Genomic DNA, 22990 nt, shown 5'->3' on the forward strand with positions numbered 1-22990 from the left:
TCCATTAAATTTCTTCTGCTAAAAATAGCGTAAATTATTACGCTATTTTTTTGAGCAACTATGAAATAAAGCGATTTAAGATTTATATTAGCATTTAATGCTAGTGCACTTTTTCTAGCTCTATTTCAATCGTGTTAAATTCTAATAAGAAGCCATGATCTGCAAATCAGGTTTTTCTCCTCGCATAATAGCCCGCTGTTGTTCATGAACAGCCTCATTAATTGATTTTTGCTCTCCTGGTGTTCGAGTATTTTTACCACAAACTAATGTAGAACATACTGGGCTGCCTATTCTATGGCTCCCTGAATTACCCGTACTAAAAGTAACGTTATCAGTAGTACAACCCAATAATAGAAAAGATAATAAGGTGATTGCTATGCGCATAATTTATCCATATAAAATTAAATTTTAAATTGATATTAAAATATTAATAGGCATCAAAAGTATAATGTGGCTTTTGTTTCCATTTGAATTCAACAGTTTGTTTTTTTTCATTCCAAATAGGCTCAGCAACTGGCATAGTAAAACTTATTTTTTGAATAGGCTTTAATGTTGAATTATTATTTAAATACTGATCGTTGATTGATGGTTTTTTCTCATTTAAACCAACTTTAAAAACTTGTCCAAGTCTTTGTTTTTCTTCTTGAACTTCCATTTCAAAACGAGATTGCTTTCCTAACATAAAAACCAAGTTATTATTAACTGCGTGACTATCAGGAATGGAATTATCGGTGTGTGTTTCAATTAATTTAGTCTGAGTTACTTTATTATTGGTACATCCAGAACTTACAAATACAGAAAGTAATAACAATAAAAAATAATGCATAAATTGAATATCAATAAGAAATAGGAGTAAATAATTATTCCATAAAATCGATTCATCAACAAAATAAATTTTCCCATTTATATAAAAATAAAGAAATCTGCTCATAAATCGATGATAGAAAATGATTTAAGCTATAAATTGATAAAAAATACAGAGCAAACAAATAACTTAACTAAAATAATAAGAATAAACAAAAATATATCCAACGGAAATTCATGGCAACTAACTATATTAAATTATTATCATATAGAAATAAGAAAGGACACCAATAAGGTGCCCTCCAAATTTAATAATTGATATTTAATTATGTTTTTTATAATGTGATTTAACAAAAGAATCTAAATACACTTCTGTTTTATGATGAATAAATTCTATTTTTTTATCATTTGGAATAAATAACGGTATGCCCTCGCCTAATAAAATAGGTATTCTAGTTATTATAAGTTCATCAACAAAACCTTCATTAATAAATCCTTGAACTGTTTTTCCACCGTCAACATACACTCTATTATATCCATCATCTTTAAGTCTTTTTATTATTTCACTAACATTTCCTGATAAGATATTTACATTACTAGGTAATGAGCTTGGTAATTCTTTAATGGTATTACTTAATACAAAAACAGGCTGAACATAGGGCCACTCAATATCAAAACCCATTATTGTTTCAAACGTTGTTCTTCCCATAATAATTACATCTATTTCACTAAGAAAGTCAGAAAAACCAAAGTCTAAATTTTCAGGGTTTTCAATACTGGTAAGCCAATCAATATTACCTTGCTTATCAGCAATATAACCATCTAAACTTGTTGCAATATAAACCACAATGTTCATTTTCAATACTCATTCTTAGAGAAGGCATTTGATATTAACATTAAATAAATAAAATTGAAAACAAACATAGAGATAATGAAAATTAATTATTTTTTAATTTTAAATTAGATTTAATAATAAGATATTGCGATATAAAAAGTATTTTTATCTTTTAGTCATAAAAAAAGCCTTATAACTTTAATTATTATAAGGCTTATCGAAATAAAATAAAATTTATTGACCTGCTGACATTTTTTTCATTTGCTCTAAAGAATCTAAAGCTTGCTTACAAGTACTTTCCTGTACATCTTTAGGTAATGCTGCAAATTGTTCTTTAGCTTGAGTATATTGCGCTTTCATCGCTTCTGCTTGAGCTTTAGTTGCATCATTTTTTGCCATTAATTCGACATAAGAGTCAGTTTCTTTAAAATAGTCTTCACATGTTTTAGATAAATCAGCAGAAACAGCGATAGAAGAAATTGATAATAAACCCAAAGCTAAAATAAAATTTTTCATAAATATCCTTTAAGTATTGTTAACAGTTAGAGAGTTACTTCCATTATCTTTTAAATCAGTATTATCTCAAAGAATAATAAAATGGGGATAAGTATTATCTTAATTAAAAAATAAAGCCTAATCTAATAATGATTATTATAATAAGTGGAATCAAAATATGATAATTGAATTTAGTTTATTATTTTCCGTATCAGCTAACACATGGATGGTCTTGCATTTCTTATCCAAGTTTGTGACGAGAAGTTTATTAGTGATGACTTGAGTGATGAAGGATATGCATTTACACAATATTATTATGAATCAGAAAATAATAGCTATTTTGAAGATTTCGAGCGTGTTTTAGCCCAAGGGTTATCTTCTTCATATTATGTTGAAAATACATGGGATAATTATGAAAAAATTGCATCTGTAATTACAGATGCATATACAAAGTGGAAAAAGAAGTAAATAGTTAAATTAATCCTTTTCTAAACATCATTTTATACTCTTCATTATTGGAAATAAGTTATTTAAACAATAATTAACTTATTGCTCATTAAATTAACATTCTTAGATTCTAAAAATTATCTTATCTAGTTTATTAATTTTGACGTGATCTATATAAAAGAATCATACGTTATTCTTATATATAGTTGCTCCGTACTTAATAGGTTCTATTAGTCAGGGGGGCTTCCCCCATCAACGGAGGCATTTGATGTCTATAAAATGGGTTTTAATCCTATCTGGATTTATTATTGGTACTCTTGCGTTACTTCTTGGCATTAACGGAAATCCACCTAATATGGGGGTTTGTGTAGCGTGCTTTATTCGTGATAGCGCAGGAAGCATGGGCTTGCATCACACCGAAACGGTACAATATCTTCGCCCAGAAATATTTGGTTTTATTCTTGGTTCTTTTATTGCCGCACTTATCTTCAAAGAATTTCAATCAAAGGCAGGTTCTGCGCCTATTATTCGTTTTACACTGGGTTTTCTAATGATGGTAGGCTGCTTAGTTTTTTTAGGTTGTCCATTAAGAATGGTACTTCGTATCGGCGCTGGTGATTTAAATGCTGTTATAGGATTAGTTGGATTAATAATAGGAATTGGCATAGGTAGTTTATTTGTCAAAAAAGGATTTTCTCTACCAAGAAATTATAACCAATCTCCTATAGAAGGTTTTATTTTACCTATTATATGTATATTCCTATTTGCTCTATTCTTATGGAATAGTGATATATTTAATGCCAGTGTGAAAAGCCCTGGAGCAAGTCATGCGCCAGTGTGGATGTCTATCATCGCAGGGCTTATTATTGGTTTTATTATTCAACGCACAAGATTCTGCTTTATTGGAATGGCCAAACATGTATTTTTATCGCGCAATTACAATATGGCGTTTGGTGTAATCGCATTAACACTCGTTGTTTTTTTGGGTAATCTCTATTTAGGCAAGTTTAATCTTGGTTTTGAAAATCAACCAATAGCCCACAGCGATGGTCTATGGAATTTGCTCTCTATGGCGCTTGTAGGCTTATGTGGTGTACTTATTACAGGTTGCCCATTACGACAACTAGCTAATGCAGGTCAAGGTAACTCAGATGCAGCTGTAAGCGTCATGGGTATGTTAGTGGGGGCAGCATTTGCTCATAACTTCACTTATGCCTTAAGCCCTGCTGGAGTTACCGATAATGGTAAGCTAGTTGTTATTATTGGTTTATTGTTTGCTGTCATTGTTGCTGCTATTTATACCTATGTCGCAAATAAAGCAAAAGATAATGGAATTAGTAAAAATGGCGCATAACTATTTATTCCTTTTTCATGAGCAATACGCTGTAAAAAAACTTCAGCAACAACTCCAACAAGATAATTTTTCCGCAAAAATTATTGATGCTCCACGAAAAATATCGTCAGAATGTGAGTTAGCCATATCCATTTATTTTTCTGGCGATGAAATTTATAAACAGTATATTAATGATAACGTTAGAGCTGTTTATAAAATAGATTCAAACCATTTTGATGTACTTTGGAAAGATGAGTTTTAGCATAGTACATAACTAAGTTATTATATTTAGAACCTAGACAGTTAAAAGGCTACAATAGTAGCCTTTTCTTTATATATATAACTATATGGTTTATATAATTTTTTAATTAAAAATAAATTATCTTTCTAAAAACGAAAAACCATCCCTTTTTAGTTGGATGGTTTCTGCATCTTTATGTATTTATAGAGTAATTATTTTTTATTACTCACGCTTCTTCCGGTGGGTTTTTGAGGATCTGATGAATTTCCTCTTTCAGTTTTAGTTTTTGTTTTTTGAGCTCAACAACTTCTTCACCATATCCTCTTCTATCTTTATGTTCTAATCTAACAATTTTATGGTCAAGTTCGTTATGTTGTTCAAAAAGAGCACGAAAATGGGGGTCAGTCTGACGAAGTTTTGAAATTAAATCACGATATTCTGGAAACATAAATAGCTACCTTCCTTATTAATAGTGAATTAAATGCTCTTATAATATTTACTCAAACTGATTAATCTGTCATTGTCTTTATGTTAAAAATAAGACCAACATCAATTAATATTTTTAATTCTTAAAATAGCTCAATATTTTTATATTATATACTCTCTGCATAGTTATAAAATTCAATACGTAAGAGCATATAAAAATGTAAATCTACTTAATCTAAAAATTATAAAATAATGATAAATACTTATTAATTTATCTCTTCAAACCAAACATCTTCATATCCATCTCTATCAATAATAAAATTATATCCTTCTGGTAGATAAAGATAATTTATTACTTCAGGTAGCAGTTCTTTCAAATGTTCTGTATGCAATGGTTGATAAAAGTCGTCCTTTGCACAATATTCCTCACAATAGAAAAACCAACTTATAGTACCACCTTCTAAGTGTTTTATGCGTGTACCGTAAATAGGATTACCATTTAGGTTATCCAAAGCAATCGCTACCATGTCTTCTGGCTTTTGAGGTAAAACACCATATCTTTCACACATTATGTTCTGTTGTTCTGAAATTAATAACCCATTGTTTTTATTCATATTATATCTTTAATTTTACAGAAAACACTCGAGAAAAGAGTTTATAAGTTTTTGATTATAATTAACTTATCGTTATCTACCAAGTATTGATAAAAGAGCACATCGCTCCCTCTATTCACATAGCCAAAAGTATAAAAATGAGTAGATCTACGAAACTCCACACAATTAAATAGAATGAAAAAACATCAATTTGCTTTAAAACTAGACGACGTAAAGCATAACAGCACTTTTTACTTAAAAAAAAGCATTTATTGTTAATTTATAAAATGAAAATTCACTACATTTATATCGGTCTCTAATAGTTTTTTATACCCATCTATTCGAGTCACTAAGCCCAATGCCGCCACATTGGGCTTTTTTATTGGCAATGGTTGTTGATATCATTTTCTCATTACAATTAGCTTTACATCTCTTTAACTTTACTCAAATATTTTTTTAGTTTTATTAATATCCATACCTATATCTTAAAATTAATGGACATAAACTATAATCCATTATTACTGTTACGACTCAATTTTATTGTATAAGTAATAAAATAAGGATGCCGACTCAATTCCATTTTTGCCGGCATTTGTAACTATTTATTAGATGAAATATCTTGCTCTTGTAATTTAGAAAGTGCTAATTCTTTCATCCAATCTGCAAGTAGTGGTGCTGTTTTTATTGAATCCAATAATGCACGCTCTTTTTTTGTTAAACGAATAACAATAACTTCTGTTTTCATTGTAGACATAATAATTCCCCATTTGTAAAAGAGAAAATATTGGCACAAAACAGTAACAGAACGGTCTGACTTACACTGTTTTACAAAATCATCATTTAAAGATGATTAGCAGTACATTATCGATAGGATATTTACGATATAGTTCGTTGTTTAAGTTTAGAAAAAACATTAATATATTTATGATAAATTAGTCTTTCTGATGATGGACAGTCACCGCAAGAAATTCAAAAAAGAGAATTTAATAAATTTGCAGATAAAACCGTTGATAAAGTATCTACAATGATTGGTTGTTTTGAACGATCGGAGAAAAAAAGTAAAAGCCCTAACTCTGATAAGCCTCTGCCTTATGAGAAATTAGACAATGAGTTTCTTAAGCTTACTGTATCATTCTTTCAAATTATTCAAGAAATCAAATATTCTGGCGATACAAGTCAATACGCAAAAAATAGAATTACCAGCTCATTATTTGGGATAACGCGTTGGTTAGATAATAAATACCCATTATGGAATAATGAAAGAGCTAAAGTAGAAAGAAACGGCAAAGAAATTGAGAAAAGAGTTAAAAAAGAATTTAAAGCAAAAAGATTTTATAAAACAAAATTTGCTATCCTAGCAATTGCCACTTTTTTTGCTCCCTTTATTTTTTGCTGGTTTTCTCTACAAAAAAAATATCCTAAATGGTTTAAAGTTATCAGTTTCTTATGGGCTCTATTTTTTGCTATTTTAGTATACAGAAACCCCAAAGAATAATAGCTAGGCTATTATGATATTCTCTTATTTAGCTTATGGTGTTTTTTTAAATAAAAAACACCATAAGCTAAATAACCCATCTAAGATATATTATTCTATATAGCAAATAATTATATTTTTCTTTAATAGAATTCACCTTAAGAAAGATTATATTCTAAATAAATTTTTTTACGGTTATTTAAATTGATAAAAAAAACAAATAACATAATCATTAAGCATAAATTAATTATTTTTCACACAATAAAAAATAAAAAGGTCATTTTTTATGCTATTGAATAAACATTTTAGTAAGAATATTATTACTATAAGTGTATTATCTTTCTTAGCCAGTTCTGTTTATGCAAAAGAAAATAATGTACAAGGTGTTATTCTCTCCAATAATGAAATTACTTCTAATTCTACTTACAGTGATACAACAAATCTTTATATAGATAAAAACCACGAAATACAAAATATTACTCTTTCAAACGAGGCAATATTAAGAATGAATGGTGATAGTCTCGCGATAGGTACTATCGTTAAAGACGATGCTACTATTAGCATGTATACTCATGATGCAAAAAAAATAGGTATTCCTACTATTAAAGATACTATAGTAACAGGCACAAGTAATATTGATATGAGCGCAGGTTCATCATCTATAGGCAAATTATTTATAGATAAAAATGCTGAATTATATATTGATAACATTGATGCTGAATCTACTGATGTATCTAAAAATGATCCTGTCCCTTCAACTAAAATCTTTATAGAAAACTTAACACTAGCAGGTAAAACATATATTTTACCCTCATGGAACGAAGATTATGGTGATGATGGCGATGCTCCTAGACCAGAAAAACCAGGCCCAGAATTAATTACTCATATTAACAATCTAGAGATGCAATCTGGTAGCCAACTTGAAATGGAACATTATATTTCTGGCATGCAATTTAATCGGCTTGAATTGAAAACGCTCACCGGTGAAGGTACTTTTATTTTAAGTAGCAGGTTAGCCAATGGTTTAAGCGATAATATTTATATTTCAGATCATGCTACTGGGCATTTTGGATTAAAAATAAATGATAGCGGAGAAGAAATTTCTGATCCTAAAAATACTCAATTAGTTTATGTAAATAGAGGTGATGCTAATTTTAATTTATTAAATAAAGAGGGTCATGTTGAAGTTGGTGTTTGGAAATATAAACTAAATAGCAAAACTAATGATGGTCATACAGAGTGGTATCTTGTAGGTGGAAAATCAGGCGAGCCGGATACTTCTAAACAGCCTGATACCTCTAAACAGCCTGATACCTCTAAACAACCTGATACCTCCAAACAACCTGATACATCTAAACAGCCTAATGTTACTCAACCTATATTAAGCAATAGTGCTCAAGCCGTTATTAATATGGCCTCAGCACCACAGCATATATTGAGTATTGAGACGAGTACTTTACGCCAAAGAATGGGCTTCTTGCGTGAAAATAATAATGATCTCGGAGTGTGGGTTCGCTATTTAAATGATAATTCTCATTTGAATGATAAAGGTTATAGTCAATTCAATTCAAACTTAAATGGAATGCAAGTTGGTATAGATAAGAAGATAGCCATAAATAATAACCAATTACTATTTGGTTTAATAACTTCTTACACTAAGAGTAAGATCAAATCTGACAATATTAATAATGGTGATATTAATAGCTATAGTGGTGGTATTTATTTAACTTGGATTAATCATTCTGGTTTTTATGTAGACTCTTTATTTAAGATGAATCATCTTCATAATGAAATCAATACTAATATGAATGAAGGTAGAAGAGTTAAAGGAAATTACAATCAAAATGCGGTTACAACGTCAACAGAAATAGGCTATCCTATTGCGTTCTCAAACGCATTAACACTGACACCATACAGCCAGATCTTTTATTCTCATATTGGTAAGTCGCATTATTTATTAGATAATGGTATGAAAGCAAACATCCACAATGCGGATAGCTTAAAAGGTGAATTAGGAACCACATTAGAAAGTAATTTACTGATTGCAAACCACAATGTTAAGCCTTACATAAAAGCAGCAATATCTCGTGAATTCATTAAAAATAACGAAATAGAAATTAATAACGTATCATTTGATAGTCGTTATTCTGGGAATACTGGTAAGTACGGCGTTGGTTTAACAACTAATATAGGTAATGATGCTCTTTTCTATACTGAAATAAACTATCAAAATGGTAATAAAATAGAAACTCCGATATATGTAACAGCAGGATTTAGAATGAGTTTTTAACTATTTTATTTTTCATTTTATAAAATTAACACATAAAAAACCTCATAACTTATGAGGTTTTCTATTTCAGTTTCATATTAGTATGTTTTTGCTGATATCAGTTCAAAACCTATTGCATTTGTTTTCTTAAAAACTTCTGCATTTCCCGTTTCATAAATATTACCGTGAACAATTTTAGCACAAATCTTTACTTCACCTTCACTTTCATCATTTATTTTTATACCAGAACATGATCTTCTTCCTTCTACGTATGAGTAACTAGACTTATAGCTACTTATTTCTCCGCTAGTAAAATAAACAATATTAGAAAGTATGAAATATACAATAATAAATATAATCATAATTAATGCTAAAGGAAAAATTAATAAATTTTTTATTTCCTTATTAAAAGTTGGTTTTTTATATATAAAGAAAAAGCATACTAACGAGGCAATAAAAGAGAACCCTAATGCTATTTTAATCGATACATTTGAAACTATAACATACTCTTTAATTTCAATTTTCCAATAGAAAAATACAGCTATAATAAATAAAATTGAAATTACATAACTAAATAACTGAGAATATGAGTATTTTTTCATACCACCTCTAACCTATTTGTTGTAAGAAAATAATTATATTTTCATATAGTGAATTATATCCATATGGTGATCGCAAGGATAAATTCGTGTTGTTGTATTCTTCTTTCTGTATAATGGTTTTTTTATCATATTTCATTAATCATATATAATAATTTTAAATTGCTATTTGATTATTTTATAATCCATTATAATTTTCTTCTTCCTCCTTAAAAATTGTTATTTGTATCAAATTTCAAATTTATCAACTAAATATACAAAAAAGGTCACCGAAGTGACCTCTAGTAAGAGCGCTAAATGATTTTCAATAAAAATAGTGGTAATTAACTAGCTTTGCAACCACTCAACACTGGTTTATCTTTTCCTTCGACTAAATCGGCATTATCACCTTTAGTATAAAGCTTATAAGTATAATTTTTATTCATCGCCTCATAGTTTGCACCAGAAGCCATTTTCATGATTTTCATTGGGATCATTTCATCCATTTGATTAATGATCGCATAGCTATCTTTTGCTGTATTTACATAGATAACTTCCATCACTTTATTATTTTCGCACACATAAGAAATTTTGGTTATCTCATCAGTATTATCTGCCATAACAAAACTAGAAGACAAAATACCTACTGCAAGAAAAACACTTTTAAATAAAAATTTCATATAGTCTCCTAAATATCATTAAGTTAGCGTTTATAGAGTATTCTTTTACTCTTCACTAATTTAAAAAAATCTATCTGAAACTCTAATGGGATTTATCCAATTTATAAAATTTACTATTAATCAATTAGTTATCTTTTGTTGGCCCCATACAACGACTATTATGACAACTAGCGAACCCTGCTATCGCTTTATTTGAATATACTCGAGTAAATTTGGGATGAGTCCAAACATTAGGTTGAACATATAACCTAAAGCTTTTACCTGTTGTGTAGTAATAATGTGCTTGCTGAAAAAAGTGATCATAAGAAGAGGCCCAATCTGACTTGTTAGATACTGCACAGGCGATAAATTCACCGCCATGATTCATGGCCTTAACACAAAAATACCGACCATCTTCAATTTTTCCCGAATTAAAATCCGTTAACGTAACATTAGAATAATATTCAATATTATGACTTAATGTATCTGTGGCAAATGCCGCTGGTGTTAATAATAAAAAGGTAAAAAATAGGCTACGCATTAACATACCATTCCTTAAGAAAATAAAGATAAAAGGCCTCTAATCCAGAATAATATTTCTTATTATTTTTTATTCTTCGCGGTGAACAAAGCGACAGTACCTTGTACATGAATAGAGATGTCATGAAATAAAGAGGAAAGCATTTCTTCCAAAGAGTCCACCGAATCAGAATAATTGCAAAAAATACCTTTTTTATTGTAAATAGACATTAATTTTTTACCAAAAAAATTATGTTTGACTCCCTGCCCTAAAATCGTTGTGCCATATAAAACCCCTTTTTCTGTCAGTAAATAACTTATATTTTCTATCGCTTTTTTCTTATCATCCATCGTTCCTGGTAAACAATGTAGTAAATAAAACAATGAGATAGAATTATAAGATGCATTTAATTTATTAGAAAAAGGCTGAAAAACATCATGCTGAAGGCAATTTATTAATTTATCATCAGGTATATACTTTTTAGTATGTTCCAGACTGTGCAAATTAAGATCAGTCAATGAGATTTCTTTTATATAATTTAATGATTTTTTTAAATAAAAGCCCGTTCCAACACCAATATCCATATGGCGCTCACCGAGATGATTTTTAAAATGTGGAATTAGATATTTATTCGTATCACAGTGCCATGCATAGCTATTAGAAATATTAAGCACCCACCAATCATATAGCTTCAATGACACTGGTGTATATACTTTGACTCCATCATGTGTACTTAATGTCATACAATACCCTATCATAAAATGACTATTTTATTTTTTATTTATTGTATGAATAGTTGAAAATACCGAATAATAAATCAGGAAATATTTTTAAAACATTATCTACTCACTAAGTCACTTACTTTATTTCTCTTAATTATAAAAATTTTTTTCATTACTAGAGACTATCAATAATAACAATGAGATATGATTTATTATCCTATTTTTTCAAGTAAATCTCAGTAACAACTAGCAACCATAACTTACCTTTATAATCTAAATATGATTAAGTAATAATACTATTAACTAACTTATTCTGGTGATAGTTATGTCTTGCAAGCACAAAATTCCTCTTGGAATAAATGTGTTAGATGCTACTCAAACGCGAATTGAATGGTTATTTGATACTTTTGAACAAATCTCTCTCTCCTTTTCTGGAGGTAAAGATTCTACTGTTCTTTTTCATCTTGTTGCTGCTGAAGCAAGAAAACGACATCGAAAATTCAATGTCATGTTTCTTGACTGGGAAGTGCAATACTCCGCAACCATTAGCCATGTTGCAAAAATGAAATCTTTGTATGAAGACTGTACGGAGCGATTTTACTGGATTGCATTACCTATAACGACGGAAAGCGGGATCTCACAATATGAACCAACTTGGACGGCTTGGGAACCAGAAAAAAAATGGGTAAGGCAACCTCCAGAATACGCAATCACTGATCCAGACTTTTTCCCTTTTTATCATCCGAATATGATTTTTGAAGACTTCACACCTGCATTTAATCAGTGGATCACAGGAAATCATCGTAGTTCAGTTATTTTATTAGGGATCAGGACGGATGAATCATTAAATCGCTTTATTGCTATCAATAACAACCAAAAACTACGTTATGCCGACGATATCCCATGGACAACGGCATCACCCGAAGGTTTTTATTATATGGCCTATCCTATTTATGACTGGCATGTAAAAGATATTTGGACATACATTTCACGTTTTAACCTACCCTATAATTCTATTTATAGTCTAATGCACCAAGCTGGGGTTAGTTTAAGTCAAATGCGCATTTGTGAGCCATTTGGCCCTGAACAACGCAAAGGGCTATGGTTATACCATGTTTTAGAACCTGAGACGTGGAGTCTAGCCTGTGAACGAGTGAGTGGTGCTGATGCGGGTATGTTATACACCCAGCCTCGTAATAAATCAGGTTTTTTTGGACAACGCAAAATCAGCAAACCCGCCCATCATACATGGAAATCTTACGCCCACTTTTTGCTAGCGAGCGTACCAGAACAAACAGCCGAACATTACCGAAATAAAATCGCAGTTTATCTCCATTGGTATACTGAGCGAGATTATCCAAATGGAATACCAGATGAACAAGAGGGTGATACTAGCAGTAAACAAATTCCGTCTTGGCGACGGATCTGTAAAACTATTTTACGTAATGATTTTTGGTGTAGAACATTAGCATTTAGTCCCACCAAATCACACTGTTATGACCGATATTGCAAGCGGATACAGGAAAAACGTAAAAATTGGCAGTTGATTTAATAAGAGGTGAATATGACTATTGAAACAGTGTTTTCTTCGCTAAAAGATTATCTGCTAAAACTAAATGATGAGCAAAAAATCGAAGCTATCAACAAAATCAAATTATTTCTTCATCAAATTAGTCCGTTCAAAAATGAACCCATAGATTGTGTTCTTTGGATAAAACAAAATCAAGTCGTAGCAAATGACTACAACCCTAATGTTATGTCTCCCACAGAAAAGAGATTACTCAAAACCTCATTGATAAAAGACGGTTATACTCAACCCGTTGTAGTATTATCTGCACAACAAAATAAAACTAAACAATTGCAGTGGCAAATCGTTGATGGCTATCATCGTTATTTATTAAGTAAAGAAAACGCCTTAAAAAAACGAATTAATAATTATTTACCAGTCACCATCCTTGATGTTAAAAACAACACAATATCAGATCAAATAGCAACCACTATTCGTCATAATCGAGCAAGAGGACAACATCAAGTCGCAGCTATGTCAGATATAGTTAGAGATCTATCCAGATTGGGATGGAGCGATAAACAAATTGGTGATGAACTAGGTATGTCACAAGATGAAGTATTACGCTTAAAACAAATCTGTGGGTTAGCAGAATTATTTTCAAAACACAATTTCTCAGAAGCTTGGACAGTAAAATAAGGCGAACAAGTCACCCTAAATACGTTAACCACAACGTTTAAAAAAGCGAGAGATAAATGTGGGTTAACTTGGGGAAAAAGCACAGCCCCTACTTTCCATGAACAACGATCTTTATCCGGGCGACTTTATCGTGAGCAAGGAATTAATACACAAAAAATATTGAGGCATAAAACACAAAATATGACCGCTAAATATCACGATAATAGAGGCAAAGTGTGGTAATTATTGCTGTTTAATTGAAGAGTTTTGGGGATATTTTGGGGAAGAATTTTATAGTACAAAAAATAAACGGGAACTAATAAGCTTCCGTTAACTATTTATCAAATCAACAATTACATATGTTTGATAATTGCGTCACCAAACTCACTACATTTCAGCAATTTAGCGCCTTCTAGCTGACGTTCAAAATCATAAGTTACAGTCTTAGCGGCAATCGCGCCTTCCATACCTTTAATGATTAAGTCAGCCGCTTCTGTCCAACCCATATGGCGTAACATTATACCCATAATAATTAAGTAACTTATTAAATAAATTATAATTATTAGAGTGATAATTTATTTTTTACGTGATCTTGGTTTGTATGTAACTGGTTGATTTTTAGTTTAGGTTGGGGGGGTTTTGGGGAAGATATTTTAAATGATTGAGAGCTTATAAAATTTGCTACCAAGTGTTCAAATCCATTATTTATGTTAAATAATAGAAAATAATGGTTTAGTTATAATAATTAAAACTAGTAATAGATTAGAGTATCTTATTCAAACTGAAAATAAAAAATAACAATTTATTATGCAACTGTTCGAACTTGATTATCAGCTTTGAGCGAGAAGCGGAAGTTATTTATATTCAATTTTTATCCTCTGGCGTTCCCTGATGAAATACTAGTCTCCATTACTCATTACCTATCATACTAGGAAATGTTCAGAAAGGATTAATGATGAATTTACATCAGAGGAGCGTCAATAGCTACCAGTACTACAGAATGCAGGAGTATCGGCGGTACAAAGTTATTTTTATCGATTAGTGAATTCTCTAAGGTTACATCTCTTTTATAGCTTTAAACCGCTGTGAAATTACTTTACTCACCATCATCTAACTCATTTAAAAACCTAGCAAGAACATCTCCGTGGCACGGATAGGGTTTACAATGGCAACCAAGGATTTTTCCTCTATGTGCTTTCAGCTTTTCTTTGAATTCCTCCCCACCTTTTAAAAAATTTCTATCAAAATCATACTTAAACTTTCTTATAACTTCATCACGATCACCATCGGCTCCAATCGCATAGGGATTACCCCATAAAGTACCGCGACCGCAATATACATCGAAGTGTTCACCCCTGTCTTTATTAGCTACAAAAGTAATTTTATCTTTTATATACCTTATAGGAATTTGTGATACTAACGTTTCATAAATTGTTGTGAACTCAGGTTTCAACGCGGAATCAAAAACAACGACATGCGTTAAACCAAGATTAGAAAGATCTGTAAGAAGGTCAGGATCAAGTTTAAAAATCAAATCAGAAGAAAAATAGTTATGTATCAAACTCTGGTTATCTTCAAAATAGAATACTTTGTATTCACTTGATTTGGAGAAGATACGGGTAAGCTTTCGCTCAAACTTACCCTTTGAAGCAAAGCTAGGATGATACATAATCAGTACTTTCATCATATTAAATGCTTAACCTCAAAATCTGTATCCCAATGCTTGTTCAGATATTCTATCACAAGACGACGATGACAGTGATGGGGCTTGTGCTCACTACATAACAAGCAACCGTCAGAAATTAAGCTCTTATCAATACGCTCAATATTCCTTTTTGCCATAAGATTCAGAAAGTTATCTTCGTAAATTTCCCACGGAACATTACCTTTTTTATAAGGATCGAGCATCTCTTTAGTTGGAGCGAGATCTGGAACATGGGCGTAATCTACCCCGCATAGCTCACGAAGGAAAAATTCGAGATCTTTCTTTTTAGCAAAACCAGCAAGTTGCGACACGTTGTTTAGCCGGACATCAACCAGAGTTTTGATGGGCTGCGACTTAATCAAAGTAAAAAATTTTTCAGCCGTTTTTTCAGTAAAACCAATTGAGTATATATTCATCATAGTATGTCTGCTATAAGTTTATAATGGAAACCACCGAAAGTATCTAAAGCAAGACTAATTGTGATATAAGCATTTTTATGAATATGTGTACCTAATGGTTGGTTTTCATAAAAATCTAACCAATAAATATCTGTGATTTTTAAATTGTAAGTAGTGTTGTTATATACAAACTCGCCTCTTAACTTTAATTTATTGTCCCATTTAGATGCATTGATTGTTAGTTTTCCAACATAAATAAAATATAAACTCTCATCAATTTTTTGGGCTTCTTGAGGACTTACTTGATCGTTGATCCCACCACCAGATTCATGATTATTATCCCATAATGAATTTGGGGCGTCGCATAATAAAGATAATGTGGCGTTTGTATATTTATATTCGTCTACTTTTTTCCAGTAGAATTTACTATCAATAGTATAGTTTTCAGTTTGAAACTTTTGTGGGGTTGCTTTTAGAAAAGTAGCAGAAATGATATCGAGAGTACTAGCTGATGAGTGATCTGAATAACTACAATCTTCGCTGGTTATGGTGCCATATTGATTTATTGGCCTTATCCATTCACCTATAGTGCCATCTTTATCGATCAACTTTCCAGCAACACAAAAATCGTTATTTTTCTTAGACTTACTTAAACATACAAAGGTTTTATCTACCATGATTTAACACTCCAATGATTAATGTATCAACACTACCATCAGATACATTCTGAAGCAACACTGGTTCTCCATGAGTATTCTAAAGACCTTGTAGTTTCGCCGTACTCTTTAAATAAGGTAACTCTCCTTCTGTCAGACTAGTTATTTTCATGATTGTATTGCAGTCGATGTCGTTCTGTAGCATGGCAAGGACCGAGTACAAAATGCAGATTATAAGATGGTGTGGATTCATGAACGAGGTGCATTCGAATATCTCGAACTCGTGTTTGCTAATGAAGATGGTACTTCAAACCGAGCGCGTCACGAGGAATCAGGTCGCTTTTCTAAATATTTTTATAACATTAACTTTACGGATTCCCTCATTAGTTATCATAACTATCTTTTTGATAAAGATAGATAAATTTACAACCCATGGGTTTGAGAACGAGCTTGGAGATGATGAGGACAAATTTCATGATTGCAAGTTTAACCCAAGGTTCACGCAGCAAGGAAAAATAAATTCATCAGAATGATACTTAATTGGTGAATCATATAGAATTATGATGAAAACCGTGGAGTCAAAACAGACATAAATTTTAATGGCAACAAGCTCCCGCAGAATGTGAGTTTACACGAGGAAAATCTGACGCAATATCCGCTTCTGGCATAAACCCAACCGCCAACGAATATATAAGTTTTACACACTCAATCCTTTATTGTAGTTTTCTATCACCCACCATACTCCCTCACATCAATATAAAAATACTGCTTTCCTAGTGAGGTTGTTGACATCTGTCCTGAAACTATCATGGAATGAGGGATAATACGGTTACCTCGTCCACAAAGGGTTACCCTAATTGTTTTTCCTCCCATCGAATCCATCATACCAATATGCCCAATTGTTGTGACTAATACCGCACAAGGGAATCCGACATCTACACCATTCCAATTATTTCCTGTGAGCACAAAGTTATTTCCCTCTAATAAATTAAGTGGCCTTTGGCTTGAAGCGTGTGTAATAACACCTTTATGATAGATTTGAATTCCCCATTTTTGAGGATGAAGTGAAATATGATAAGAAGACTTCACAAATACATAGAGCTCATATTCTGCTGAATTACCTTGAATAGTATCGATTAAATTCACACACCACGCATTATTCTCATAAATCACTTCAGATAATCCACCTAATGATGGTTTAGAGGAATTAAGAACTCGAATAAAAACAAGTGGCACTGCGTTATTATTACCTTCGATAATTTTAATTAGCCCTGGCTTAGTTTTTATCTTTTTTAAAAATACGGCTGATTCATAAGGTGTTAATTCTTCGGTAATACCCTGATTAAAAAATAATGCACCATATTTACTCATTTAATTAGTACCATAATAATTCCATTAATCGATTGACTACCACGTAAAGAATTCCACGAAATTTTATTATTCTCGACTCTAACAGTGAAATAAGATCCTCGATTTCTAGCTACAATATAGGCGGCCAATGACCGCCCTTTAGGAATATTATTATAAGTTTTACTGCCATTTTGAGTGACCGCTATTTGGTCAAAAATAAATGAACGCCCTGTGATTTTTATTGGCTTTCCTTTTTCATATATCTCTATTCCCCACGACATGAGAAATCCTCTACGGCATCAGGAGATACCCATCCTCCTAAGAATTTAAATCCTAATTGAGGTACAGCATGATAAAGAGGCCCTTTAATGGTTTCTCTCTTTTTATCAAACTTTACCAATACAGGTTGTTGATAGTGAAAAGTTTTTATTTGGTAAACACCTTGGCAATCGACTTTTTTATATCCAGAGGTACACCCTGACAATAATAATGCTGTAATTAAAACAATAAACTTCATACGCTACCCTAAATAACCTATTTTTGCTGCTAACTGATTGTTTTCATCGTAAACATAAATAGTATTATTTGTGATCACTAACCGCCCTTTTGTTCCTCCTGAGTTAATATCTAACCGTCCACGAAATACTGCATCATTTAATTCCACATTCCCTGTTGTGGCATCAATATTAAATCCTTTCTTGCCCGCTAAATAATTAGTGGATGTGATTTTTTTACCTACCGATAATTTATCAATGGTTGCCTTGCTAAATAACGCATCATTGAAAAAAGCTTGTCCATTTTGGATCACAAACGGTGTCACCACTTTGCCGTTTAATGACGATATCACCGCAAAGTTTTGGGCATTAACCAGAAATTGGCTATTTCCTTGTGCATTAAACCCTAAGCCAATGCCAGTAATGACTTTATTACCTTTGCTATCCTGCTGGACTTTCATTGTCCATGATGCCGAAATTTTGCCATTTATGTCTGTGACCACTTTCGAAGTTTGTTCGATTTTGGCTGAACTTGTACCCACTTGGCTTTCTAAACGAGTGACTTGCTGAGCGGTAGAGGTCACCTTTCCTGAAACCTCGGTCACTTTAGTTTCAAGTTGGTTTACCGCATTCGCTGTTGCATTGGCTTTCTGTTCGCTGGACTTAGGCACTTCATTCACCACAAATCCTTTTGGTGCCACCAATTGTTTGTTATTGGTATAAGTGCTGGTGATGATTTGATGGTTTATACTTTTATGCTTAGTAAGCTGATATTTTGCTCCTCCTCGCAAATAGATATATTCCACAGAGCCATTCGTTAATTGAGCAGGCCCCATCACAGGGGATTGATTTGTCCATTTCCAATCAAAATTATCAATGATGCGATTTTCAGACTGAGTCCCCCATCCAGAACCACTGACTTGCCATTCCACAATCATGGCAAAGCCTTTGGTGCTATGAGTGGCATAGCTGGGTTTATTGTCTGAATATTGCCCTAAGGTTCTAAAAACCTTAAAGGCATAACGTCGAGAGGTTACTAAAGGTAAAATCACCGGATAATAGGTGTTTTCATTGAGTTTAGATAAATCTAAATCCACCACCACAGATTCCGTTAAATCAGCTTTCACTTTCTCTAATTTGCTGGATAACGTTTGCACCTGAGAGGTTGCGGACGTCACTTTGCCATCGATATTAGATACTCGCGTATTTAACGCATTTACCGCACTGCTATCAGCTTTCCCCTTAAGATTTGAATTGAGCGTTGAAATCTCTTGCGTTTGGGCTTGCTGTTTCGAGGTGAGGGTTTCTAATGATTTATTAATCGCGGAAACATTCCCATTCATCCGTGTTTCCAATGATTGTCTGGCTTTCGCTTCCGCCTGGTCACCTGTAACTCGCGCTTGCTTCTCTGCGGAGATGAGTCCTGCGGTGACTTTCGATAAATCATTGCCAGTATAATCACCACGAAGTTGAGTGGCTAAGGATTGTCGTTGTTGTGCTTCAGTTTTATCAGCCTCAATGCGTGCTTGTTGCTCTTGTTTAATTGCGGCGGCCTGTGCTTCTGTTGCCGTTGAAACTTGGTTCATTCGCTCAGCTAATAATTTTCCTGCCTCCTCCAGTTTTTTTTCGCTTTCTTCAATCGTTGCTCCATGCCTCATCAACTCAGATAAAATCTTGTCGTGATTTATCCGCATCAACTCATGTAATTCAGTAATATCGAGTTGGTTAGCCTTGCTGTTGATCTCACCTAATAGGTCTTGCGCTAATTGGTCTCGGCTAATTTGCCCCGCTAATTCCTCAAGAATTAAATCCGTTTGAGAAGAGCAAGTACCCGAAGCTTCCACAAACGGTGATTTGCCATAGCTGTTGATTGTTCGAACATAAAAATAATAGGTCTGTCCTGCTTTTAAATTCTCTTGCGTCCAGAAATTCCCTTGGCCAACTTTATTTGTTTTGGTGATCACTTCATTTTCAGAAAGATCAGCGAGTTTTTCCTCACTAAACCAAAACTCAAAGGTATAACCAAAGACAGCACTATCGCCTTGTTTCGGTGCAACGGTCAGATTAAATAAGCCAGAGGTAACATCAATATATTCAGGAGGAGGTGGTGCTTGAATAGCAAAATCACTGATAGCAGGTGCCGACATCGCACCAGCCACATTTGTTGCCCTAACTTCAACACGATAAGTGCCTCGTGCTAATCCGTTAATATCAACACGCTCAGCTGGTACCTGAATAGATTGAATAACGTTGCCTTCTTGAAGAATAGTGACGGTGTTATAGCGCACATCAGTAGCAACATTCTGCCAAGAAAGTGTACCTTGTACGATGTCACTGACTGCAAGTGGAACAAAGGTAAGATTAATCGGTGAAGCAACACCACCAGCGGGTAAACTCACAAACGGCGGACGCTCAAAAGGCTTGCCAATCACATCTTCATATAGATAGGCACCATCCTCTTCCAACGTTAAAGCCACACCATCTAAAGCATGAAATGCCCATTCGGCAATACGAAATTCCAGCCCACTAATCCCCAAAGCCGGTAATTCTAAAAGCACAACTTCCCCCGGACGATAAGCATAGCCGTCTAAGTTCATCGTGAGTTGAACCCGTCTTCCTGCTTTCTTTTTACGGAGATATTGGCGAGCTAATCGTTGGGCTTGATAAGGGCTGGTGACAAAACGATAGTCGATATTCTCTCGAATTTCTAAGCCATCCTCTTTCACCCATTCGTCCACAATCACAGGCGTGAAATCCGTTTTTGTGTATAACTGTTTGGCATCAATAAACGTGCCATACACTGCATTTGTGGCATCTTTTAATCCTGTTTCAGGGGTACATGTGACTGTGCCAATCAATTGTGATTCAGTGATGGTTTTTATTGCAGGCCCATAATAAGCGCCAATTTGAATACCGTGTTTTCCTGCGGTGAATGTCGGTTCCGCGTTGATACATTTGTGCATCGCGTCCAAAACACTGGATGGACTCTCATTTAAATCATAAGCACCATTAAGGGTATATCGCGACTCAAATCCGCCTTCTGGTAGACTCACTTTTTCATCACATAAATCGGCTGCCTGTTTAAAGCTGTCAAAATCAATATCCGTATCAGGCACTTTTAAATAATGGCGGTAATAATCCAAAATGACTAAGGCCCCATTGTTACTCCACTCGGTTTGCCCAGTGCGAGGATCAAACAGATGTTTTCCCCATACTTCACATTTCACATTGGGTAATCCATAAGGGAATTTTTCTTGGTCAAACGTGAGTGTCACACGTAACCACGCCAGACCTCGACCAATCATATCCTCTTTCCATGACGGGCAATTTTTAAGCATAAAGGGATCGACATCTTCCCTATCGTTATGTAATTCCCATGAGGCTTTATCACCAAACGTCTCAATGAGATCATCCCCCAACCAAATCTTCCCAATTTTCTCTATGGGGTGTCCAGCAAGTGCCAACGCCAGTGTGATTTTTTCATTTTCATCTTGTTCGCCAGTTTCTTCCTCTGCGAAGAAAAGTAAACCCGATATCACTGTTTTTCCGACAATTACGGTTTCAGGTGCAGACGATGAACGTAACATCTGTTTGCGTTCACTGGTATCTCGATAATTCATGGAAGGCAGTTTAGGCTTAAAGATAAGCGAACCCGCGACTTGAACCGCAACGCCTGCTGCCATCAGTGCCATGCCCATCGCCGAGGTGACGCCTCCGGTAAACAGCCCAGCAATCATTAAGCCAGCACCCACAACTTTTGAAATTAATCCACCACTCCCACCCATTATTCCACTCTCCACGCTTTGATTGGGTTAATCTGCACCGGCTTCACACCTTCTGGGGTTACGCCCCAATAATGCCCCGCCCAGACCACGGCTAAGCTATCACCGTCCTCACCTTTGAACAGTACGAGGTCGCCACGCTGAACCCGCTCAATCTCAATGGATTTGAAATAGCGTGATACGGCTTTCTCTAAGGAGCCAAATTTAGATTTGATCAAGTTGAAGGCTTCGGCTTTGGTTTTATAGTGATTGAGATAAGGCTTTATTGGAGAGAAACCGCATTGTGCGTAAATACATTCAGAGGCGAAAATACAACAATCAAATTCCCCCCATGAAAAAGGGCGACTCATCGCCGCCCTTATGGTTTCAGGTAATTTAAGTGTCCAGTTAGGTTGTTTCATGTACTGACCTTAAATAGCAAAAAACCCACAAAAGTGGGTTTAACAAAGCAATAAGATTATTTATAAATAAATGCAGGTGCATCTTTCTTGCTACCCCAATAAATCGCTCGTTCAGCCATTTGAGCAACATAACGAAAGATACGATCACCTTGTCTTCGAGATGACCACGACTCATCGGTAAATCTATCGGGTAACCCGATTGACCATCGCTCGAATCGATTAGAAACATTAACACATACGGCATTTTCTTCGCCAGACACCACATTAATCGATGTGATTTGTCCGACAAATAAGACTTCAGCAAGAAGCGGTTTCCCCTCTTCGCCGATGGCAACCATCATCAACCGCACTTCTCGCCCCCGACTTTGCTCATTCATCACCATCCCCACCAGCGATTTATCAAAACCGGCTAATTTAAGCTGTAGTTGTGGAGGGCTGGTTGTCTTATTTTCTTTCAACTGATTGATTTCGCCTAAACTGCCCACGCCCAAATAAGTTTCACCCGCAATAATCAGTTGCCCAACGCCGGTATGCGCACAGGTGACGCCTGATTTCAAATCGAGTCTGGCGGCTAAGACGATATAAGCCCCCTCATTAATCGCCTTTACCATACCGTCAGAAAA

Annotated in this window: 29 protein-coding genes and 1 pseudogene; 9 read left to right on the top strand and 21 right to left on the bottom strand. The window is 33.8% G+C overall.

The features are described from left to right. Window positions 1-141: 141 nt before the first annotated feature. The 4 genes from ABN212_RS07250 to ABN212_RS07265 form a co-directional block, all read right to left on the bottom strand. Complete coding sequence (locus ABN212_RS07250) at window positions 142-384, bottom strand: hypothetical protein (RefSeq protein ID WP_198619656.1); 243 nt, start codon at window positions 382-384, stop codon at window positions 142-144. Between the two features lie 43 nt (window positions 385-427). Beyond that, window positions 428-931, bottom strand: coding sequence for a hypothetical protein (locus tag ABN212_RS07255; protein ID WP_198629802.1), 504 nt, complete (start codon window positions 929-931; stop codon window positions 428-430). A 195-nt stretch (window positions 932-1126) separates the two neighbouring features. After that, a complete protein-coding gene (locus ABN212_RS07260; protein WP_349443042.1) occupies window positions 1127-1660 on the bottom strand; it encodes a dihydrofolate reductase family protein in 534 nt (177 codons plus the stop codon). Window positions 1661-1873: 213 nt separating this feature from the next. Continuing rightward, window positions 1874-2155: a DUF5339 domain-containing protein gene (locus ABN212_RS07265; RefSeq protein ID WP_196533314.1), complete on the bottom strand. Its 282-nt coding sequence runs from the start codon at window positions 2153-2155 to the stop codon at window positions 1874-1876. A 201-nt stretch (window positions 2156-2356) separates the two neighbouring features. On the opposite strand from ABN212_RS07265, the gene ABN212_RS07270 reads away from it, so the two are divergent. From ABN212_RS07270 to ABN212_RS07280, 3 genes are all read left to right on the top strand, one after another. Further along, window positions 2357-2602 (top strand): hypothetical protein, encoded by a 246-nt coding sequence (locus ABN212_RS07270; protein WP_232797436.1) that lies wholly within the window; start codon window positions 2357-2359, stop codon window positions 2600-2602. Between the two features lie 247 nt (window positions 2603-2849). Continuing rightward, the gene (gene yedE / locus ABN212_RS07275; RefSeq protein WP_349443043.1) at window positions 2850-3935 is read left to right on the top strand and encodes a YedE family putative selenium transporter; all 1086 of its coding nucleotides are present in this window, start codon (window positions 2850-2852) and stop codon (window positions 3933-3935) included. Next, a complete protein-coding gene (locus ABN212_RS07280) occupies window positions 3910-4176 on the top strand; it encodes a putative Se/S carrier-like protein (RefSeq protein WP_198625540.1) in 267 nt (88 codons plus the stop codon). The genes yedE and ABN212_RS07280 overlap by 26 nt, the downstream gene beginning before the upstream one ends. Window positions 4177-4381: 205 nt before the next feature. Here the strand turns inward: ABN212_RS07280 and ABN212_RS07285 are convergent, their stop codons facing one another. The 3 genes from ABN212_RS07285 to ABN212_RS07295 all read right to left on the bottom strand — a co-directional run bounded on the left by ABN212_RS07285 (window position 4382) and on the right by ABN212_RS07295 (window position 5928). Beyond that, window positions 4382-4603, bottom strand: coding sequence for a DUF465 domain-containing protein (locus tag ABN212_RS07285; RefSeq protein ID WP_109372547.1), 222 nt, complete (start codon window positions 4601-4603; stop codon window positions 4382-4384). A gap of 244 nt (window positions 4604-4847) precedes the next feature. Then, window positions 4848-5195 carry an immunity protein Imm33 domain-containing protein gene (locus tag ABN212_RS07290; RefSeq protein ID WP_198625539.1) on the bottom strand — a complete coding sequence of 116 codons (348 nt, stop codon included), beginning with the start codon at window positions 5193-5195 and terminating at the stop codon, window positions 4848-4850. A 577-nt stretch (window positions 5196-5772) separates the two neighbouring features. Then, complete coding sequence (locus tag ABN212_RS07295; RefSeq protein WP_194952313.1) at window positions 5773-5928, bottom strand: hypothetical protein; 156 nt, start codon at window positions 5926-5928, stop codon at window positions 5773-5775. Between the two features lie 270 nt (window positions 5929-6198). Between ABN212_RS07295 and ABN212_RS07300 the strand changes: the two genes are divergently transcribed. Continuing rightward, on the top strand, window positions 6199-6669 hold the full coding sequence (locus ABN212_RS07300) for a hypothetical protein (protein ID WP_349443044.1): 471 nt from the start codon (window positions 6199-6201) through the stop codon (window positions 6667-6669). Window positions 6670-6934: 265 nt separating this feature from the next. Further along, a complete protein-coding gene (locus ABN212_RS07305; protein ID WP_349443045.1) occupies window positions 6935-8938 on the top strand; it encodes an autotransporter outer membrane beta-barrel domain-containing protein in 2004 nt (667 codons plus the stop codon). A gap of 77 nt (window positions 8939-9015) precedes the next feature. On the opposite strand, the gene ABN212_RS07310 is transcribed toward ABN212_RS07305, so the two are convergent. The 4 genes from ABN212_RS07310 to ABN212_RS07325 form a co-directional block, all read right to left on the bottom strand. Then, window positions 9016-9519: a hypothetical protein gene (locus ABN212_RS07310; RefSeq protein ID WP_349443046.1), complete on the bottom strand. Its 504-nt coding sequence runs from the start codon at window positions 9517-9519 to the stop codon at window positions 9016-9018. 320 nt (window positions 9520-9839) lie between these two features. Next, entirely contained in the window at window positions 9840-10175 is a 336-nt protein-coding gene (locus ABN212_RS07315) for a c-type lysozyme inhibitor (protein WP_198625535.1), read from the bottom strand. A gap of 124 nt (window positions 10176-10299) precedes the next feature. Further along, the gene (locus ABN212_RS07320) at window positions 10300-10695 is read right to left on the bottom strand and encodes a subtilase family AB5 toxin binding subunit (protein ID WP_198619664.1); all 396 of its coding nucleotides are present in this window, start codon (window positions 10693-10695) and stop codon (window positions 10300-10302) included. A gap of 62 nt (window positions 10696-10757) precedes the next feature. Then, window positions 10758-11417 (bottom strand): class I SAM-dependent methyltransferase, encoded by a 660-nt coding sequence (locus ABN212_RS07325; protein ID WP_196533324.1) that lies wholly within the window; start codon window positions 11415-11417, stop codon window positions 10758-10760. Between the two features lie 304 nt (window positions 11418-11721). Between ABN212_RS07325 and ABN212_RS07330 the strand changes: the two genes are divergently transcribed. From ABN212_RS07330 to ABN212_RS07340, 3 genes and pseudogenes are all read left to right on the top strand, one after another. After that, complete coding sequence (locus ABN212_RS07330) at window positions 11722-12948, top strand: phosphoadenosine phosphosulfate reductase (protein WP_198619665.1); 1227 nt, start codon at window positions 11722-11724, stop codon at window positions 12946-12948. Between the two features lie 12 nt (window positions 12949-12960). Then, complete coding sequence (locus ABN212_RS07335; protein ID WP_198629797.1) at window positions 12961-13602, top strand: IbrB-like domain-containing protein; 642 nt, start codon at window positions 12961-12963, stop codon at window positions 13600-13602. Further along, window positions 13603-13824: pseudogene (locus ABN212_RS07340) on the top strand (integrase); the annotation flags it as partial. Window positions 13825-13934: 110 nt separating this feature from the next. Here the strand turns inward: ABN212_RS07340 and ABN212_RS07345 are convergent. The 4 genes from ABN212_RS07345 to ABN212_RS07360 all read right to left on the bottom strand — a co-directional run bounded on the left by ABN212_RS07345 (window position 13935) and on the right by ABN212_RS07360 (window position 16361). Then, window positions 13935-14156: an isocitrate/isopropylmalate family dehydrogenase gene (locus ABN212_RS07345; RefSeq protein ID WP_349443077.1), complete on the bottom strand. Its 222-nt coding sequence runs from the start codon at window positions 14154-14156 to the stop codon at window positions 13935-13937. Window positions 14157-14677: 521 nt separating this feature from the next. Next, entirely contained in the window at window positions 14678-15268 is a 591-nt protein-coding gene (locus ABN212_RS07350; protein ID WP_349443047.1) for a DUF4326 domain-containing protein, read from the bottom strand. Beyond that, complete coding sequence (locus tag ABN212_RS07355) at window positions 15265-15705, bottom strand: DUF488 domain-containing protein (RefSeq protein WP_432807463.1); 441 nt, start codon at window positions 15703-15705, stop codon at window positions 15265-15267. The genes ABN212_RS07350 and ABN212_RS07355 overlap by 4 nt, the downstream gene beginning before the upstream one ends. Continuing rightward, complete coding sequence (locus ABN212_RS07360) at window positions 15702-16361, bottom strand: dual OB domain-containing protein (RefSeq protein WP_349443048.1); 660 nt, start codon at window positions 16359-16361, stop codon at window positions 15702-15704. Before ABN212_RS07360 ends, ABN212_RS07355 begins: the two co-directional genes overlap by 4 nt. Window positions 16362-16578: 217 nt before the next feature. On the opposite strand from ABN212_RS07360, the gene ABN212_RS07365 reads away from it, so the two are divergent. Continuing rightward, window positions 16579-16761, top strand: coding sequence for a hypothetical protein (locus ABN212_RS07365; RefSeq protein WP_349443049.1), 183 nt, complete (start codon window positions 16579-16581; stop codon window positions 16759-16761). Between the two features lie 308 nt (window positions 16762-17069). Here the strand turns inward: ABN212_RS07365 and ABN212_RS07370 are convergent, their stop codons facing one another. From ABN212_RS07370 to ABN212_RS07395, 6 genes are read right to left on the bottom strand one after another with little or no spacing between them, the layout of a single operon-like run. Continuing rightward, complete coding sequence (locus ABN212_RS07370) at window positions 17070-17711, bottom strand: hypothetical protein (protein ID WP_349443050.1); 642 nt, start codon at window positions 17709-17711, stop codon at window positions 17070-17072. Then, complete coding sequence (locus ABN212_RS07375; RefSeq protein ID WP_004242500.1) at window positions 17708-17971, bottom strand: hypothetical protein; 264 nt, start codon at window positions 17969-17971, stop codon at window positions 17708-17710. The genes ABN212_RS07370 and ABN212_RS07375 overlap by 4 nt, the downstream gene beginning before the upstream one ends. Next, window positions 17956-18207 (bottom strand): hypothetical protein, encoded by a 252-nt coding sequence (locus ABN212_RS07380; protein WP_004242498.1) that lies wholly within the window; start codon window positions 18205-18207, stop codon window positions 17956-17958. The genes ABN212_RS07375 and ABN212_RS07380 overlap by 16 nt, the downstream gene beginning before the upstream one ends. A gap of 3 nt (window positions 18208-18210) precedes the next feature. Next, window positions 18211-21969, bottom strand: coding sequence for a phage tail protein (locus ABN212_RS07385; protein ID WP_349443051.1), 3759 nt, complete (start codon window positions 21967-21969; stop codon window positions 18211-18213). Beyond that, the gene (locus tag ABN212_RS07390) at window positions 21969-22367 is read right to left on the bottom strand and encodes a DUF6950 family protein (RefSeq protein WP_075672640.1); all 399 of its coding nucleotides are present in this window, start codon (window positions 22365-22367) and stop codon (window positions 21969-21971) included. The genes ABN212_RS07385 and ABN212_RS07390 overlap by 1 nt, the downstream gene beginning before the upstream one ends. 56 nt (window positions 22368-22423) lie before the next feature. Continuing rightward, complete coding sequence (locus ABN212_RS07395; RefSeq protein WP_349443052.1) at window positions 22424-22978, bottom strand: hypothetical protein; 555 nt, start codon at window positions 22976-22978, stop codon at window positions 22424-22426. Window positions 22979-22990: the final 12 nt, after the last annotated feature.

This window comes from Proteus genomosp. 6 (genome assembly GCF_040139785.1).
GTDB lineage: Bacteria > Pseudomonadota > Gammaproteobacteria > Enterobacterales > Enterobacteriaceae > Proteus.